Source organism: Allobosea sp. TAF32 (assembly GCF_052113585.1).
Taxonomy (GTDB): domain Bacteria; phylum Pseudomonadota; class Alphaproteobacteria; order Rhizobiales; family Beijerinckiaceae; genus Allobosea.
Genome location: NZ_JBFRDM010000001.1, coordinates 112,879 through 129,912 on the forward strand (window position 1 = coordinate 112,879; position 17,034 = coordinate 129,912).

General features: G+C 66.7%; 14 protein-coding genes. 8 read left to right on the plus strand and 6 right to left on the minus strand.

The annotated features are described in order from the left end of the window. Window positions 1–157: 157 nt before the first annotated feature. The 8 genes from AB4Z16_RS00480 (at window position 158) to AB4Z16_RS00515 (ending at window position 10,111) form a co-directional block, all read left to right on the plus strand. Window positions 158–1,072, plus strand: coding sequence for a LysR family transcriptional regulator (locus AB4Z16_RS00480; protein WP_441509358.1), 915 nt, complete (start codon window positions 158–160; stop codon window positions 1,070–1,072). A gap of 228 nt (window positions 1,073–1,300) precedes the next feature. Continuing rightward, entirely contained in the window at window positions 1,301–1,774 is a 474-nt protein-coding gene (locus AB4Z16_RS00485; protein ID WP_441509359.1) for an NAD(P)H-dependent oxidoreductase subunit E, read from the plus strand. After that, the gene (locus tag AB4Z16_RS00490) at window positions 1,771–3,339 is read left to right on the plus strand and encodes a formate dehydrogenase beta subunit (protein ID WP_441509360.1); all 1,569 of its coding nucleotides are present in this window, start codon (window positions 1,771–1,773) and stop codon (window positions 3,337–3,339) included. Before AB4Z16_RS00485 ends, AB4Z16_RS00490 begins: the two co-directional genes overlap by 4 nt. 10 nt (window positions 3,340–3,349) lie before the next feature. Then, on the plus strand, window positions 3,350–6,232 hold the full coding sequence (gene fdhF, locus AB4Z16_RS00495; RefSeq protein ID WP_441509361.1) for a formate dehydrogenase subunit alpha: 2,883 nt from the start codon (window positions 3,350–3,352) through the stop codon (window positions 6,230–6,232). Further along, window positions 6,219–7,073, plus strand: a complete 855-nt coding sequence (fdhD, locus tag AB4Z16_RS00500; protein WP_441509362.1) for a formate dehydrogenase accessory sulfurtransferase FdhD — start codon at window positions 6,219–6,221, stop codon at window positions 7,071–7,073. Before fdhF ends, fdhD begins: the two co-directional genes overlap by 14 nt. Next, the gene (locus AB4Z16_RS00505; RefSeq protein ID WP_441509363.1) at window positions 7,070–7,342 is read left to right on the plus strand and encodes a formate dehydrogenase subunit delta; all 273 of its coding nucleotides are present in this window, start codon (window positions 7,070–7,072) and stop codon (window positions 7,340–7,342) included. Before fdhD ends, AB4Z16_RS00505 begins: the two co-directional genes overlap by 4 nt. 96 nt (window positions 7,343–7,438) lie before the next feature. Beyond that, window positions 7,439–9,097, plus strand: a complete 1,659-nt coding sequence (locus tag AB4Z16_RS00510; protein WP_441509364.1) for an OFA family MFS transporter — start codon at window positions 7,439–7,441, stop codon at window positions 9,095–9,097. 582 nt (window positions 9,098–9,679) lie between these two features. After that, window positions 9,680–10,111: an OsmC family protein gene (locus AB4Z16_RS00515; RefSeq protein WP_441509365.1), complete on the plus strand. Its 432-nt coding sequence runs from the start codon at window positions 9,680–9,682 to the stop codon at window positions 10,109–10,111. 158 nt (window positions 10,112–10,269) lie between these two features. On the opposite strand, the gene AB4Z16_RS00520 is transcribed toward AB4Z16_RS00515, so the two are convergent. The 6 genes from AB4Z16_RS00520 to AB4Z16_RS00545 are packed head-to-tail and all read right to left on the minus strand — an operon-like array spanning window position 10,270 to window position 17,033. Then, complete coding sequence (locus tag AB4Z16_RS00520; protein WP_441509366.1) at window positions 10,270–11,391, minus strand: ABC transporter ATP-binding protein; 1,122 nt, start codon at window positions 11,389–11,391, stop codon at window positions 10,270–10,272. Next, on the minus strand, window positions 11,384–12,373 hold the full coding sequence (locus AB4Z16_RS00525) for an ABC transporter ATP-binding protein (RefSeq protein ID WP_441509367.1): 990 nt from the start codon (window positions 12,371–12,373) through the stop codon (window positions 11,384–11,386). The genes AB4Z16_RS00520 and AB4Z16_RS00525 overlap by 8 nt, the downstream gene beginning before the upstream one ends. Further along, window positions 12,370–13,833, minus strand: a complete 1,464-nt coding sequence (locus AB4Z16_RS00530) for an amidohydrolase family protein (protein WP_441510093.1) — start codon at window positions 13,831–13,833, stop codon at window positions 12,370–12,372. The genes AB4Z16_RS00525 and AB4Z16_RS00530 overlap by 4 nt, the downstream gene beginning before the upstream one ends. Before the next feature lie 38 nt (window positions 13,834–13,871). Next, window positions 13,872–15,071 carry an amidohydrolase family protein gene (locus AB4Z16_RS00535; protein WP_441509368.1) on the minus strand — a complete coding sequence of 400 codons (1,200 nt, stop codon included), beginning with the start codon at window positions 15,069–15,071 and terminating at the stop codon, window positions 13,872–13,874. A 26-nt stretch (window positions 15,072–15,097) separates the two neighbouring features. Next, the gene (locus AB4Z16_RS00540) at window positions 15,098–16,051 is read right to left on the minus strand and encodes an ABC transporter permease (protein WP_441509369.1); all 954 of its coding nucleotides are present in this window, start codon (window positions 16,049–16,051) and stop codon (window positions 15,098–15,100) included. Then, the gene (locus AB4Z16_RS00545; protein WP_441509370.1) at window positions 16,041–17,033 is read right to left on the minus strand and encodes an ABC transporter permease; all 993 of its coding nucleotides are present in this window, start codon (window positions 17,031–17,033) and stop codon (window positions 16,041–16,043) included. The genes AB4Z16_RS00540 and AB4Z16_RS00545 overlap by 11 nt, the downstream gene beginning before the upstream one ends. Window position 17,034: the final 1 nt, after the last annotated feature.

Sequence of the window (17,034 nt, forward strand, 5' to 3'; positions counted from 1 at the left end):
AGGGAGTTAGGATCGAGATTGCCGCAGCGCAATTCTCCAGGCGTTGCCCCGGCAGCAACAGGCTGTTTGCACGGATGCAACCGCCGCGCTTGCATCGCCCGCGCAAGCTGCCGATGCTCGGGCGCGCGGCGCTCTCCGCCGCTTCCGAAACGACACCATGATCATTCGCCAGTTAGTCTATCTCGATGCGCTCGCCCGCGAGAAGCATTTCCGCCGCGCGGCCGAGGCCTGCCATGTCTCGCAGCCGACGCTTTCGGCCGCGATCGTGCAGCTGGAGGAAGAACTCGGCGTGATGATCGTCGAGCGCGGCCGGCGCTTCCAGGGCTTCACCAAGGAAGGCGAGGTCGTGCTCGCCCATGCCAGGCGCATCCTGGCCGAAGCCGAGGTGATGAAGGATTCGATCGCCGAACTGCGCGAGGGCGTCTCCGGCCGCATCCGGCTGGGCGCGATCCCGACCGCGCTGCCGATGATCGCGCATATCACCGCGCCCTTCTCGGATCGCTACCCGGCGGTATCGCTCACGGTGCTCTCCCTGACTTCGCAGGAAATTCAACAGGGCATCGACGATTTCGAGCTCGATGTCGGGCTGACCTATCTCGACAACGAACCGCTCGACCGGGTGATCTCCAAGCCGATCTATCAGGAATCATATGTGCTGCTGACGCGCGAGGACGGGCCGCTGGGCGCGCGCGACACCATCACCTGGGCCGAGGCGGCCGAGCATAAGCTCTGCCTGCTCACCGGCGACATGCAGAACCGGCGCATCATCGACGGCATCTTCCGCTCGGTCGGCACGGCGCCGCGCCCGGTCATCGAGACCAATTCGATCTTCAACCTGTGCTCCCATGCCGGCATTCAGGGCGTCGCCAGCATCGTCTCGCTGCAGTTGCTGGAATTCTTCGGCGTGCCGCTCGGCACCAGGGCGCTGTCGCTGGTCGAGCCCGAGGCGCAGCGCACGATCGGGCTGATCGTGGCGGACCGTCAGCCCGTCGCGCCACTCGCCCGCAACCTGCTGATGATGACGAAGCCGGTGACCGATGCGCGGCTGCCGCGGCGGCCCATCGTGCGATAGACCTAGCCTATCGTCTTAGAAGCACCGCAGCATTGTGCGGCGCAAAATTGCTTGATTGCGAAATTTTTGGACCGCCGCGTCGGCTCGCTTGGCCGCGAGGCCCAGCAATCGCGCAGGTTTGATAGCTAAAAACTATCATGCAGTTGAAACAAACGATTTGAAATCATTCCAGGATACCCCACCTTTTCCGACAAGGAGCGCCCGGCGAACCGGGCCGATGGAGGAAAGATGGCGGGTTATCCGGCCTGGGATCAGGACAACGCGCGCACGCTCATTGCCGGCCTGGCGCATCTGGAAGGCGCCACGCTGCCGATGCTGCATGCCCTGCAGGACGAGTTCGGCTATGTCGACCCGCAGGCCGTGCCGCTGATCGCCGAGGCGCTGAACCTGTCGCGCGCCGAGGTCCATGGCGCGATCTCCTTCTATCACGACTTCAAGACCGCGCTGCAGCCTGCCCGCGTGATCAAGCTCTGCCGGGCCGAAGCCTGCCAGTCGCTCGGCTGCGAAAAGATCGTCGCCGAGCTCGCCGCCGAGCACGGCATCACGGTCGACGACCACCACACCGGCGACGCCGTGGTCGAAACGGTCTATTGTCTCGGCAATTGCGCGCTCGGGCCTTCGGCCCTGGTCGATGGCGAACTGATCGGGCGCATCGACGCTGCCCGCATCGCCGGGCTCTGCCAGCACGGAAAGGCGCAATGATGAGCGCCGCCCCGGTTCGCATCTTCATCCCCGTCGACGCCGCCGCCCTTTCGGTCGGCGCAGAAGCCGTCGCGCAGGCGGCTGCCAGCGAAGCGGCCGCGCGCGGGCTTTCCGTCGAGATCATCCGCAACGGCTCGCGCGGCATGCTCTGGCTGGAGCCGCTGGTCGAGGTCGAGACGCCGGAAGGGCGTATCGCTTACGGGCCGGTCGCGGCCAAGGATGTGCCTTCGCTCTTCGATGCCGGCTTGATCGCCGGCGGGGCGCATGCACTGCGCCTCGGCAAGACCGAAGAGCTCGACTGGATGAAGCGCCAGCAGCGGCTGACTTTCGAGCGCGTCGGTGTCATCGACCCGCTGTCGATTGCGGATTATCGCGCCCATGGCGGCCTCATCGGGCTGAAGAAGGCGCTCGCCATGACCGGCGGCGAGATCGTCGAGGCCGTGAAAGCCTCTGGACTGCGCGGACGCGGCGGGGCGGGGTTCCCGACCGGCATCAAGTGGAAGACGGTGCACGACGCCAAGGCCGAGGAGAAATATATCGTCTGCAATGCCGACGAGGGCGACAGCGGCACTTTCGCAGACCGCATGCTGTTCGAAGGCGACCCCTATCTCACGATCGAGGGGATGGCGATCGCGGCCATCGCGGTCGGTGCGACACGCGGCTACATCTATCTGCGCTCGGAATATCCGCACGCCCATCGCATGCTCCAGCGCGCGATCCTCAAGGCGGAAGCGGCGGGGTTGATCGGCGCCTCGGTGCTTGGTTCGGAGCACGCCTTCCATCTCGAGGTACGGCTCGGCGCAGGCGCCTATATCTGCGGCGAGGAGACCTCGCTGCTCGAAAGCCTGGAAGGCAAGCGCGCCATCGTCCGCGCCAAGCCCCCACTGCCGGCCTTACAGGGTCTGTTCGGCAAACCGACCGTCGTCAACAATGTGCTGTCCTTCGCGGCCGTGCCGTGGATCATGAACCATGGCGCGCAGGCCTATGCGGATTACGGCATGGGCCGCTCGCGCGGCACGCTGCCGATCCAGCTTGGCGGCAACGTCAAGCGCGGCGGGCTGATCGAGCTCGCCTTCGGCATCAGCCTGCGCGAGATCATCGAGGATATGGGCGGCGGCACGCTGTCGGGCAGGCCGATCCGCGCGGTGCAGGTCGGCGGGCCGCTCGGCGCCTATCTCACGGCCGAACAGCTCGACGTGCAGATGGATTACGAGGCGCTCGCCTCCATGCGCGCCATGCTCGGCCATGGCGGCATCGTCGTCTTCGACGACAGCGTCGACATGGCCAGGCAGGCGCGCTTCGCCTTCGAATTCTGCGCCAAGGAATCCTGCGGCAAGTGCACGCCCTGCCGCATCGGCGCGACGCGCGGCGTCGAGACGATGGACCGCATTATCTCCGGCACAGAAGTGCCGAAGAACATCGCCGTGCTGCGCGATCTCTCGAAGCTGATGACCGACGCCTCGCTCTGCGCCATGGGCGGGCTGACGCCCATGCCGGTGCTCAGCGCGCTCAACCATTTCCCCGAGGATTTCGACCGTCCTCCGCTGCCTTTGGCGGCCGAGTGAGGAGGCTGAGATGAGCCTGATCAAGGAAATCGACTACGGCACGCCGATCCGGCTCTCCGAGAAGACGGTGACGCTGAGCATCGACGGCCAGAGCGTCACGGTGCCGGCCGGCACCTCGGTGATGGCGGCGGCGATGAGCCTCGGCACCAAGATCCCCAAGCTCTGCGCCACCGACTCGCTCGAACCCTTCGGCTCCTGTCGGCTCTGCCTCGTCGAGATCGAGGGGCGGCGCGGCACGCCGGCTTCCTGCACCACGCCGGCCGAAGAGGGCATGGTCGTGCGTACCCAATCGGAGAACCTCTCCGGCCTGCGCAAAGGCGTGATGGAGCTCTACATCTCCGACCATCCGCTGGACTGCCTGACCTGCTCGGCCAATGGCGATTGCGAATTGCAGGACATGGCCGGCGCGGTCGGCCTGCGCGAGGTGCGCTACGGCTACGAGGGCGAGAACCACATCTTCGCCAAAGGCAAGGACGGCGCAGTCAACGAGAACTGGCTCGCGAAGGACATCTCTAACCCGTATTTCACCTACGACCCCTCGAAATGCATCGTCTGCAATCGCTGCGTGCGCGCCTGCGAGGAGGTGCAGGGCACCTTCGCGCTGACGATCACGGGCCGGGGCTTCGAGTCTCGCGTCGCGGCGGGACCGACTGATTTCCTCGGCTCGGAATGCGTTTCTTGCGGCGCCTGCGTGCAGGCCTGCCCGACGGCGACGCTGATCGAGAACAAGGTCATCGAGCACGGCCAGCCGGAGCACTCCGTGGTCACGACCTGCGCCTATTGCGGCGTCGGCTGCTCGTTCAAGGCGGAGATGCAAGGCGACCGTGTCATCCGCATGGTGCCCTACAAGGACGGCAAGGCTAACGAGGGCCATTCCTGCGTGAAGGGCCGCTTCGCCTGGGGCTATGCGACCCATACCGACCGCATGACCAAGCCGATGATCCGGGCAGAGATCACCGACCCATGGCGCGAAGTGTCATGGGAAGAGGCGATCAACTACGCGGCCTCGGAATTCAAGCGCATCCAGGCGAAGTATGGCCGTGAATCGGTCGGCGCCATCACCTCGTCGCGCTGCACCAATGAGGAGGTCTTCCTCGTCCAGAAGCTGGTGCGCGCCGCCTTCCGCAACAATAATGTCGATACCTGCGCCCGCGTCTGCCATTCGCCGACCGGCTACGGTCTGCGGACGACGCTCGGCACCTCGGCCGGCACGCAGGATTTCAAGTCGGTCGCCAAATCCGACGTCATCCTCGTCATCGGCGCCAACCCGACCGACGGCCACCCGGTCTTCGCCTCGCGGATGAAGAAGCGCATTCGGGAGGGCGCCCGCCTGATCGTCGCCGATCCCCGCCGGATCGACATGGTGCAGTCGCCCCACATCAAGGCGGATTATCACCTGCCCCTGCGCCCCGGCACCAATGTCGCGCTGCTCAACGCGCTCAGCCATGTCGTCGTCACCGAGGGGCTGATCGACGAGGCCTATGTGCGCGAGCGCTGCGACCTCGGCGATTTCGAGCACTGGGCCCGCTTCGTCGCCCGCGAGGAGAACTCGCCCGAGGCGAGCGAGCAATATACCGGCGTGCCCGCGGCCGATGTCCGCGCCGCGGCGCGTCTCTACGCCACCGGCGGCAATGGCGCGATCTATTACGGGCTCGGCGTCACCGAGCACAGCCAGGGCTCGACCACGGTGATGGCGATGGCGAATTTGGCCATGGCGACCGGCAATATCGGGCGCGACGGCGTCGGCATCAATCCGCTGCGCGGGCAGAACAACGTCCAGGGTTCCTGCGACATGGGCTCGTTCCCGCACGAATTCTCGGGCTATCGCCACGTCTCCGACGATTCGACCCGCCAGGTCTTCGAGATGCTCTGGGGCGTGCCGCTCGATCCCGAGCAGGGCCTGCGCATCACCAACATGCTGGACGAGGCGGTCGGCGGCACGTTCAAGGGCCTCTATGTGCAGGGCGAGGACATCGCCCAGTCCGACCCCAACACCAAGCATGTCACGGCGGGGCTCGCCGCGATGGAGTGCGTCGTCATCCAGGACATCTTCCTGAACGAGACGGCGAAATACGCCCATGTCTTCCTGCCCGGCGCCTCCTTCCTGGAGAAGGACGGCACCTTCACCAATGCCGAGCGGCGCATCAACCGCGTGCGGCAGGTGATGGCGCCGCTTTCCGGCAAGGACGAGTGGCAAGTCACGATCGATCTTGCGCGGGCACTCGGCTACGAGATGGGCTACAGCCATCCGAGCGAGATCATGGACGAGATCGCGCGGCTGACGCCAAGCTTCGCCGGCGTCTCCTATGACAAGCTGGAGAAACTCGGCTCGGTGCAGTGGCCCTGTAACGACAAGGCGCCGACCGGCACGCCCTTGATGCATGTCGACCGCTTCGTGCGCGGCAAGGGCAAGTTCATGATCACGGAATATGTCCCGACCGAGGAACGGACCGGCCCGCGCTTCCCCCTGTTGCTCACCACCGGGCGCATCCTCTCGCAATACAATGTCGGCGCGCAGACGCGGCGCACCGAGAACGGCGCCTGGCATGACGAGGACGTGCTGGAAATCCACCCCTTCGACGCCGAGAGCCGCGGCATCCGCGACGGCGATCTCGTCGCGCTCGCCAGCCGCTCGGGCGACATCGCGCTGAGAGCCGAAATCTCCGAGCGCATGCAGCCGGGCGTGGTCTATACCACCTTCCACCACGCCAAGACCGGCGCCAACGTCATCACCACCGACTTCTCGGACTGGGCGACGAACTGCCCGGAATACAAGGTCACCGCCGTCGAGGTGCGCCGCACCAACGCCTGGTCGGCCTGGCAGGAGAAGAACTTCGAGGAGGACGTGACCCTGCGCCGGATCGCGGAGCGCCTGCCCGATGCCGCAGAATAACCCGCCCGATAACCCGCCCGCCCAGCCGCCGGCCTCGGCTGCCGTGAAGGCGCAGCCGCTGCGCTTCGGCGCGGCGCCGGAGTGTGGGCGCGAGATCGAGGTCGCGGTCGAGACTCCCATCAACATCGTCTACGGCAACATGCCCTATGCGGTGATGATGGCGAGCCCGTCCGATCTCGAGGATTTCGTCACCGGCTTCAGCCTGACCGAGGGCGTCGTCCGGGAGGCCTCCGAGATCCGCGGCATCGCCGTCGAGGCGAAAGACGAGGGCGTCGTCGTCACGGTCGAGCTCGCGCCCGGGCGCTTCCGCGAGCATCTGGCGCGGCGGCGCAATCTCTCGGGCCGCACCTCCTGCGGACTCTGCGGCGTCGAGACCATCGAGGAGATTCCGATGGCCGATGCCGCGACGCGAGCCTCGCGCGCCGTACCCGCCTCGGCGGTCGAAGCTGCGCTGGCCGCGCTCGACCGCCGTCAGCCGCTGAACCAGCTCACCCACGCCGTCCATGCCGCAGCCTGGTGCGATCTCCACGGCGCGATCCTCGCTGTTCGCGAGGATGTCGGCCGCCACAACGCGCTCGACAAGCTGATCGGCGCGCGGCTGCGCGCCGGGGCGGATGCCAGCGACGGCTTCCTGCTCGTCACCAGCCGCGCCTCCTTCGAAATGGTCGAGAAGGCCGCGATCTTCGGCGCGGCAACGCTGGTCGCGATCTCCGCGCCGACCTCGCTCGCGATCGAGCGTGCCCGGCATCTCGGCCTGACGCTCGCCGCTGTCGCACGGCGCGACGGCTGCATCGTCTTCACCGGGGCGCTCGCGCCCGAGCCCGAGACCATCGCCCAATGATGGAGGCTGCGCTGACGACCGGGCACGCCCCAGGCGACCATCACGACGAGAACATCGCGAAGCTCCGGCGCATGGCCGGGCAGATCGCGGATTTCTTCAAGGCCTATCCGGAAGAGGAGGCGGCCGCCTCCGTCGCCGATCACATCAACCAGTTCTGGACCGGGCGCATGCGCGGGGACTTCCTCGCCGCCTTCGCCACTTGTCCGGAGGACCTCCCGCCCCTGCTGCGGCGCGCCCTGCCGCGGATCAGGCCGGGGCGCGGCGGTTAGCAAGCAAGGCGCCGCCAGAGCGGTGCGCGGAGCAATTCAACGAGCCGGGAACCTACCCGGCCCGAACGGCGAAGCCATGGGGAAAGGAAACGGGGAATGAGCGTCGCACAGGATATCGGACAGATCGGGGGCGGCATCGGCCTGCTCGACCGCGAACGAACCATCGCCAAACCGGGCTTCAACCGCTGGCTCGTGCCGCCGGCCGCCCTGTGCATCCATCTTTGCATCGGCATGGCCTATGGCTTCTCGGTGTTCTGGCTGCCGCTCAGCCAGGCGATCGGCATCACCAAGCCGGTGGCCTGCGCCGCCGATGTCGGCCTCGTCGCCTCGCTGTTCACCACGGCCTGCGATTGGAAGGTCGCCGATCTCGGCTGGATGTACACGCTGTTCTTCGTCTTCCTCGGCTCCTCCGCCGCGATCTGGGGCGGGTGGCTCGAGCGCGTCGGCCCGCGCAAGGCGGCCTTCGTCTCGACCCTGTGCTGGTGCGGCGGCCTCATGATCTCGGCGCTCGGCGTCTACTGGCACCAGCTCTGGATGATGTGGCTCGGCTCGGGCGTCATCGGCGGCATCGGCCTGGGCCTCGGCTACATCTCGCCGGTCTCGACGCTGGTGAAGTGGTTCCCGGACCGGCGCGGCATGGCGACCGGCATGGCGATCATGGGCTTCGGCGGCGGCGCGATGATCGGCTCGCCGCTGGCGGACATGCTGATGAATTATTTCAAGACGCCCGCCTCGGTCGGCGTCTGGCAGACCTTCGTCGCGATGGCAGCGATCTACTTCGTCTTCATGATGGCCGGCACCTTCGGCTACCGTGTGCCGCCGTCGAACTGGCGCCCGGAAGGCTGGACGCCGCCCGCGACCCAGAACGCCATGATCACCTCGGGCCATGTCCATCTGAAGAACGCGCATAAGACGCCGCAGTTCTGGCTGATCTGGGCCGTGCTCTGCCTCAACGTCTCCGCCGGCATCGGCGTGCTCGGCATGGCTTCGCCGATGCTGCAGGAGATCTTCGCGGGCAAACTCATCGGGAAGCCGGAGATCGGCTTCGCCGCCCTCGACGCCGGGCAGAAGACGCAGATCGCCACAATCGCGGCGGCCTTCGTCGGGCTGCTCTCGCTGTTCAACATCGTCGGGCGCTTCTTCTGGGCCTCGCTGTCGGACAAGCTCGGCCGCAAGCTGACCTATGCCACCTTCTTCGGGCTCGGCATCCTGCTCTACGCGCTTTCGCCCTGGGCGGCGCATGCCGGGTCGCTGGCGCTCTTCGTCGGCTTCTTCTGCATCATCCTGTCGATGTATGGCGGCGGCTTCGCGACGGTGCCGGCCTATCTCGCCGACATGTTCGGCACGCAGTTCGTCGGCGCGATCCATGGCCGCCTGCTGACGGCGTGGTCGACCGCCGGCATCATCGGCCCGGTCGTCGTGAACTATATCCGCGAGGCGCAGATCAATGCCGGCGTGCCGCGCGCGCAGGTCTATGACCGCACCATGTACATCCTCGCCGGCATGCTGGTGCTCGGCTTCATATGCAACCTGCTGATCCGCCCCGTCGCGGCGAAGTGGTTCATGAAGGATGCCGAGGTCGCCTCCTTGCAGGCGAAGACCGCCAATGCCACCGCGACCACGCATTACGGCTCCTACGGCATCGGCAAGGGCGGCTTCGACGGCACGGCCCTGCTCGCCTGGGCAGTGGTCGGCCTGCCGATCGCCTGGGGCGTCTGGATCACGCTGTCGAAATCGCTGGCTCTGTTCCGCTGAGCGCACCGCAAACACCTGGCCCGCATCGAGCGATCGGTGCGGGCTTCCCTATTGGATGACAGGCGGCTCATCCGCGGAGACACGATCCACGCGCACGCCGGTTCCAGCGCCCGATCGGCGCCTAATAGTGGCTAAGATAAGGGTCTGAGGACGAATAGAACGACTGGCAGTCAAGCCAGTATGCGGATTGGATGGTTCGATTGACCGGAACGGCACAGACGGAAGCAAGCTCCGGGCTCCGATATTCTGTCACCGCGCAGCCCGACAGCAACATCCCGATGGCGATAAACAGGCATGCCCGTTGAATCGTTCTCATCTTCCTGTCTCCCGTTGCGAACTATGTTCAATCGTTTCGCTGCGAAGCCGCATTTGCGGATTTGACCCAGGCCGATGTCCGGGATGGGCTGGAAGCCGACTTACCTATCCTGCCTTTCCCGCTATGATCATCCCATTCGAACACATTTTTCGCCGCCTTCGAGTGCCGGTCACCAGCAAGTGAACCCGAGGCGCCCCGAAACCGTTATCGAAGGGTAGCTTTCCAGCCGCAGCATATCCACCCCAACCAGAACAGGAGATAGCGTCATGGCGATCAACAGGACCGGCTCGGCCCATTGGGAAGGTGGCATCAAGGACGGCAAGGGCACGATCTCGACCGAGAGCGGCGCGCTCAGCGCCTACCCTTACGGTTTCTCCAGCCGCTTCGAAGGCAAGCCCGGCAGCAACCCAGAGGAGATCATCGGCGCAGCGCATGCGGCCTGCTTCACGATGGCGCTCTCGCTCATTCTGGGCGAAGCCAATCTCAAGGCCGATGCGCTCGACACGAGCGCGCGCGTGACGCTGGACAAGCTCGACGACGGCTATGCGATCACCGCGATCCACCTGACGCTCAAGGGTAAGGTGCCGGGTGCCGACCAGGCGACGTTCGAGTCGCTGGCCGGCAAGGCCAAGGCCGGCTGCCCGGTCTCGAAGCTGTTCAAGGCGCCGATCACGCTGGAAGCGACGCTGGTCGGCTGAGTTTCACGAGCCGTGCTGTCATGCTCGCCCTTGTGGCGAGCATCCACGTCTTGAACACTGCCCTCGACCAGCGAAGACGTGGATGGTCGGGACAAGCCCGACCATGACGGGTGTTGCGTTCATGGGTTCCGCGGTGCCCGGGAACAACGCCTGGCCGGTCAGGCATAATGGCAGGCGACGCGGACGTCGCCCAGCATCCGCAACTCCGGCCGCTCGGCCCGGCAGCGCTCGGCTACACGCGAGCAGCGCGGGTTGAAGCTGCAGCCCGGCGGCGGGGCGATTGGGCTCGGCACCTCGCCGGACATCGGCCGGCGCTCCCGGTTCGGCCGCTCGACATCGGGAATCGTGTCGAGCAGCAGCCGCGTATAGGGGTGGCGCGGGTTGGTGAAAACGTCCTCAGCCGGCCCCGCCTCGACGAAGCGGCCGAGATACATGATGGCGAGATCGTCCGACATGTGCCGGACGACCGAGAGATTGTGGCTGATGAAGAGATAGGTCAGCCCGAACTGCTTCTGCAGCCGGACCATCAAATTGAGGATCTGCGCCTGCACGGAAACGTCGAGCGCCGAGGTCGGCTCGTCGCAGACGAGGAAATCCGCCTCGGTGGCGAGCGCGCGTGCGATTGAGATGCGCTGGCGCTGGCCTCCGGAGAAGGCATGCGGGTAGCGGCTCGCATCGGTGCGGGAGAGGCCAACGACCTCCAGTAGATCGCCGACACGCTGCTGGACCGCCGTCTCGTCGGGCCTGAGCTTCAGCTCCCGGATCGGCTCGGCGATGATGTCCCCGACCCGCCAGCGCGGGTTGAGCGAGGCATAAGGGTCCTGGAAGATCATCTGCACGCGCGGCGGGCCGAACGAGCCATCGCCGCGGCGGATGTCGCGGAAGCTGAGCTTGCCCTCGGTCGGACGCTGCAGCCCCACGACCATGCGCGCCAGCGTCGACTTTCCGCAGCCGGACTCGCCGACGATGCTGAAGGTGGTGCCACGCCTCACCGTGAAGGAGATGTTCTCGACCGCGCGCAGGATGCGGCGCGGCTCCTTCGAGAACAGCCGGGACAGGGCCGGCGCCGAGACATTGAAGCGGCAGGACGCCGCGGCGACGTCGAGAATGATATCGCTGCCTCCCCCAGACGATCGGCCAACTGAGCCCTCGTCCTGAGGCGCACGCGCAGCTTGCGTCTCGAAGGATGCCTCAGAGCGCACCGGAACATCCTTCGAGACGCCGCCGCGCGGCTCCTCAGGATGAGGGCTCGCGATAGGGGCTTCCATATGCTCACGCATGCGCCGCCTCCTTCAGCGGGAAATGGCAGGCTGCGGCATGGCCCATCACCGGCAGGCCCGGCTTGTGGTCCCGGCAGAAGGCCTCGGCCCGGCCGCAGCGCGGATTGAACGCGCAGCCGGGCGGGATGGCGTTGAGGCGCGGCATCGCGCCGTCGATCTGGTTGAGATGCTCGTGGCGGGCGTGGACGCTGGGGATCGAGGCCATCAGCCCGGCGGTGTACGGGTGGCGCGGGCGGCGCACGACCTCCTCGACCGGCCCCATCTCGACGATGCGGCCGGCATACATCACGGCGACCCGGTCGGCCGTCTCGGCGATCACGCCCATGTCGTGGGTGACCAGCATGATCGACGTGCCGTGCTCGCGGCAGAGCCGCTTCAGCAGCGTGGTGATCTGCGCCTGAATGGAGACATCGAGCGCGGTCGTCGGCTCGTCGGCGATGATCAGCGAGGGCTCGGCGCAAAGCGCGAACGCAATGACGACGCGCTGGCGCATGCCGCCCGAGAATTGGTGTGGGTAGGCGTCGATACGCGACTCGGCGGCGGGGATACCGACCTCCTTGAGCAGATCGAGCGCCCGCTTGCGGGCCTGCGCCCGGCTCACCGGCAGATGGGTCATGATCGTCTCGACGATCTGGTCGCCGACCCTGAGCAGCGGATGCAACGAGGTCAGCGGGTCCTGGAAGATCGCGCCGATGCGCCGCCCGCGCAGCTTGCGCATCGCTTCTGCCGGCAGGTTGTCGATGCGCTGGCCCGAGAGATGGATCTCGCCGCCGGCGACGCGCCCGGGCGGATCGAGCAGACCGATCACCGCGGTGCCCGTCAGCGACTTGCCCGCACCGGACTCGCCGACCATGCCGAGGATCTCCCCGGGCGCGATGTCGAAGCTGATGCCGTCCAGCGCCGTCAACGGGCCGTGGCGGCCGTCGAAGACGATGCGCAGGTCGCGCACGGACAGGAGAGGCGCGGCGGCGGAAGCGGTCATGCGATGGCCTCGCTGCGTTCGATCGCGTAGCTCGACGAGAAGATCTCGCTCATCGGCGGGTGGCCGAGCGTGCGCTCGGGATAACGCGCCATGACGCCCTCGAACTGCTTCTGGGCGCGGGCGTTGTCCGCAGCCTCGTCCTGGCCAGCGATTGCCCGGTTTTCCATGACGAAGCGCCCGTCGATCACCACCGTCGCGAAATCGCGGCCATGGCCGGTGAGCATCATCGTCTGGATGGGGTCGATGACCTGGCCGCTATGGGGCCGGTCGAGCTCGAAGACGGTGATGTCGGCCCGCGCACCCGGCTTGAGCCGCCCGAGATCGGGGCGCTGCAGCGCATCCGCGCCGCCGATGGTCGCTGCGTCGTAATAGTCCTCCGAGCGCACGGCGGCGACATTTCCCGCCATGGTGCGGGCGAGGATCATGCCGGTCTGAAGGTTCATCACCATGTCCGGCGGGCTGGTATCCGTGCCCATGGCGATGTTCAGCCCCATGGCGCGGTAGCGGCCGAAATGGTCGATGGCATTGCCGTGCCGGCCAGAGACCAGGGGGCAGTGGACGATGCTCGCGCCGGAATCCCGGATGATCTCAAGATCGCGGCCGGGCCGATCGATCAGCCTGCTGCCGGAGACGACCGTGCCGTGCGGCAGGAGGCAGCGCTCGCTGAGGAAGCCGAGGCTCTCCAGCCATTCCGGCGGGCTCATGCCGTGCTGGGCGAGGACGAGGTCGTATTCGATCTTCGACTGGCAGCAATGCAGCCGCAAGGGCACGTCGAGCTCGCGCGAGGCGGCAGCGGTGCGGCGCAGCAGCTCGGCGGTCGAGGTCTCGACCCGGTCGGGCGCGAACATGGCGCGGATGAGGCCTCCGGCCGCGCCTTCATGGCGCTTGGCGAAGTCGATGGCGGCGTCGAGCTCGGCGAGGCCGCGCGCCTCGTCATAGTGGGTGACGACGCGCCCATCGGTCTCGACGATCTGGTTGCCGGTGCGATAGGCCGGGCCGAGATAGGCGCGCAGGCCGAGATCGGCGGCAGCCTGCGCGGCATCCTCGAACTCCTGCACCGTCTCGCCCCAGGCGCGGTAGAACAGCGAGGCGATCGGCAGGGCGGTCGTGATGCCGTTGCGGATCAGCGAGGCGAAGGCATAGCGCTTTTGGAAGGCCAGCTCCTCGCGGGTATACATCTCGTAGGGGCCGGCCTCGAGATAGCTGCGCGGCCAGACCCGGCCCTTCTTCCAGGCCGGCTGATTGTCATAGGCGATGATCGTCGTATCGAGGTCCGAGAGTGCGTCGCAATCGACGAAGCCCGGCCCGATCAGGGCATTGCCATAGTCGATGCGCCTGCCGATCTCTCCGGGGAAGCCGTGGCCGACGAAGACGATTGCGCCGTTCTCGAACACGACCTCGCCGTTCTCGTAGAGACGATGGCGCCCGTCCTTGTGGCCGACGACCCAGCGCGCGGTCATCAGGACGCGGCCCTGCGGCCGTTTGGCTGCCTGCAGGCTCACGGGGCGGCCCTCACCGATACGCCGTCGCGGGCGACGACGCGGCCGCGCTTGACGACGCGGCGCTTCGGCGAACGGGTGACGATCAGCTCCGCCAGCGTCTCGCCGGGCATGATGACGAAATCGGCGGCCTTGCCCTCGGCGAGACCGTAATCGGCGATCTCCATGACCTTGGCGCCTTCGGTCGTGCAGACGTCGAAGGCGAGCTTCAGCTCGTCGTCACGGCGGAAGTTGTTGCGCAGGCCGACGAACATCGCGCGCTCGACCATGTCTGCATTGCCATAGGGGCCCCAGGTGTCGCGGATGCCATCCGAGCCGGAGCAGACGCGCACGCCGGCCTCGAGCAGCTTCCTGACCGGCGGCGCGGCGCTGCGGGATGGAGCCGTCGTCATGATCGCGATGTCCAGCTCGGCAAGCTGCTCGATCAGCGGATCGACCAGGGCCATGTCGGGCGAGCCGAGGCAGAAGGCGTGGCTGACCGTGACCTTGCCCTTCATGCCGAGCGCGCGGGTGCGCTCGATGATCAGGTCCATCGAGAAGGCGCCCATCTCGCCGGGCTCGTGCAGGTGGATGTCGAGCGGCTTGCCATAGGTCTGGCAGAGGCCGAAGACCGCATCGAGATGCCCCTTCGGGTCGCGGTCGATGCCACAGGGATCGAGTCCGCCGACGATCTCGCAACCGGCCTTCATCGCCTGGTCCATCAGCTCCAGCGTGCCGGGGCGGCGCAGCAGGCCCGATTGCGGGAAGGCGACGAGCTCGATGTCGACGATGTCGCGATAGCCGTCGCGGGTCTTCATCACGCCCTCGACGCCCCACTGCCCGTGCTCGGTGTCGATGTCGACATGGCTGCGGATATGGGTCGTGCCCATCAGCGAGGACTGGATCGCCTGCCGGGCCGACTGGCGCGCGGGATCGATGTCGAGGCGCTTCTTGCTCTCCCGCTCATTGTCGATCTTGTCGAGGAGCTTGGGGCCGACTTCGTTGACGTACCAGGACTGGCCCCAGAGGCTCTTGTCGAGATGGGTGTGCGCCTCGACGAGGCCGGGAATGACGATCTCGCCGCGACCATCCTCGACCGGCACACCTGCGGGCGCGGCGATATCCTTCGCCAGGCGGCTGATGCGGCCGTTCTCGACCAGGATGTCGACCGCCGCTCCGGCGTTCGGGCGGAGATTGCGGATCAGGAGGGAGGCAGTCATCGCGGGCGTATCCTCGTGGTTTCTTGTCAGCGGAGTTTCGGGTTGAGCGCATCGCGCAGCCAGTCGCCGAGCAGGTTGACCGAGAGCACGATCAGGCCGAGCTGCAGCGAGGGGAAAACGACGAGCCACCAGGAACCGGAGAACAGGTACTGGTTGCCGATGCGGATCAGCGTACCCAGCGAAGGCTGGGTGATCGGCATGCCGACCCCCAGGAAGGACAAAGTCGCCTCCGAGAGGATGGCGAGGCCGAGATTGAGTGTGGCCGAGACGAGCACCGGGGTCATGGTGTTGGGCAGGATATGGCGGCCCATGATCCGCGCCGCCGGCACGCGGATGATCCGGGCTGCCAGCACATATTCCTTGCGACGCTCGACCATGGTCAGCGCACGCACGGTGCGGGCGTATTGCACCCAGCTCGTCAGCGCGATCGAGAGCACCAGCACCACGGCGGCGAAGGGTTCGCGCAAAGCCGGCGGCAGCATCTCGCGGAAGATCGCCGAGACCAGGATCGCCATCAGCAGCGTCGGGATCGACAGTACGGTATCGCCGAGGCGCATCAGCAGGTTGTCGACGCGCCCGCCATAGAAGCCGGCGCAAAGCCCGATCGAGACGCCGATCAGCATCGAGACGACGACGGCGGAGAAACCGATGATCAGCGAGATGCGCGAGCCGTAGAGGATGGCGGAGAGCACGTCGCGGCCCTGCGGATCGGTGCCGAGCAGGAAGGGCCACTCGCCGCCCTCCTGCCAGATCGGCGGAATCTCCGCCTTGTCGATGAAGATCTGGGTGAGGTCGTAGGGGTTCTGCGGCGCGATCAGCGGCGCGAAGAGCGCGCTGAGCACGAGCAGCGCCAGCACCAGTGCCGAGAGCCAGGCGACCGGGGTGTGGCAGAAGCTCCAACCGATGTCGCTGTCGAGGAAGCGGCGCAGGCGGCCGGGTTTCCTGGCGGTGTCAGCGGGCCGGGTCTTCTCAACGAGCATTGGCGCCTCCCGTGAGGGCGTCTTCGCGCAGGCGCGGATCGACCCAGGCATAGGTGAGGTCGACCAGCGTGTTGAGCGTGACGAAGATGAGGGAGACGACGATCAGATAGGCCGCCATCACCGGGATATCGACGAAGGTGACGGCCTGGACGAAGAGCATGCCCATGCCCGGCCACTGGAACACCGTCTCCGTCACCAGCGCGAAGGCGATGAGATTGCCGATCTGCAGGCCGGTGACGGTGATCACCGGCATCAGGCAGTTGCGCAGCGCGTGGCCGAAATGGATGGCGCGCGACGGCAGGCCGCGGGCCCGGGCGAAGCGGATGAAATCGGTGCGCATGGTCTCGAGCATCTCGGCGCGGACGAGACGCATCACCAGCGTGATCTGGAAGAGCGAGAGCGTGATGCCGGGCAGGATCAGCGCCTTGCGGCCGGAAGCGGTGAGGAAGCCGGTGCTCCACCAGCCGAGCTGAACGACCTCGCCGCGGCCGAAGGCCGGCAGCCATTGCAGCGAGACCGAGAAGACCAGGATGAAGAGGATGCCGAGCGCGAAGCTCGGCAGCGAAACGCCGAGCACCGAGACGAACTCCAGCGCCCTGGCGAGAATGCTGTTTCGCCGGATGGCGGTATAGACGCCGAGCGGGATGCCGATGGCGAGCGACAGGAAGGTCGCGACGAGGACGAGCTCGAAGGTCGCCGGGAAGCGCTCCGATATCAGCGTGAAGACGTCCTGCTGGTTGCGGTAGGAGATGCCGAAATCGCCGCGCGCGGCATTGCCGACAAAGGTCGCGAACTGCATCGCGAAGCCCTTGTCGAGGCCGAGCCGGACGCGCAGCTCGTCGCGCTGCTGCTGGCTCGCCTGCTCGTTCAGCATCAGCTCGACGGGATCGCCGACGAAGCGGAAGATCAGGAAGGCGAGGAAGGCCACCGCCAGCATGACGCCGGCGGCGTTGAGCAGTCGCTTGAAGAGAAAGGCCGGCATG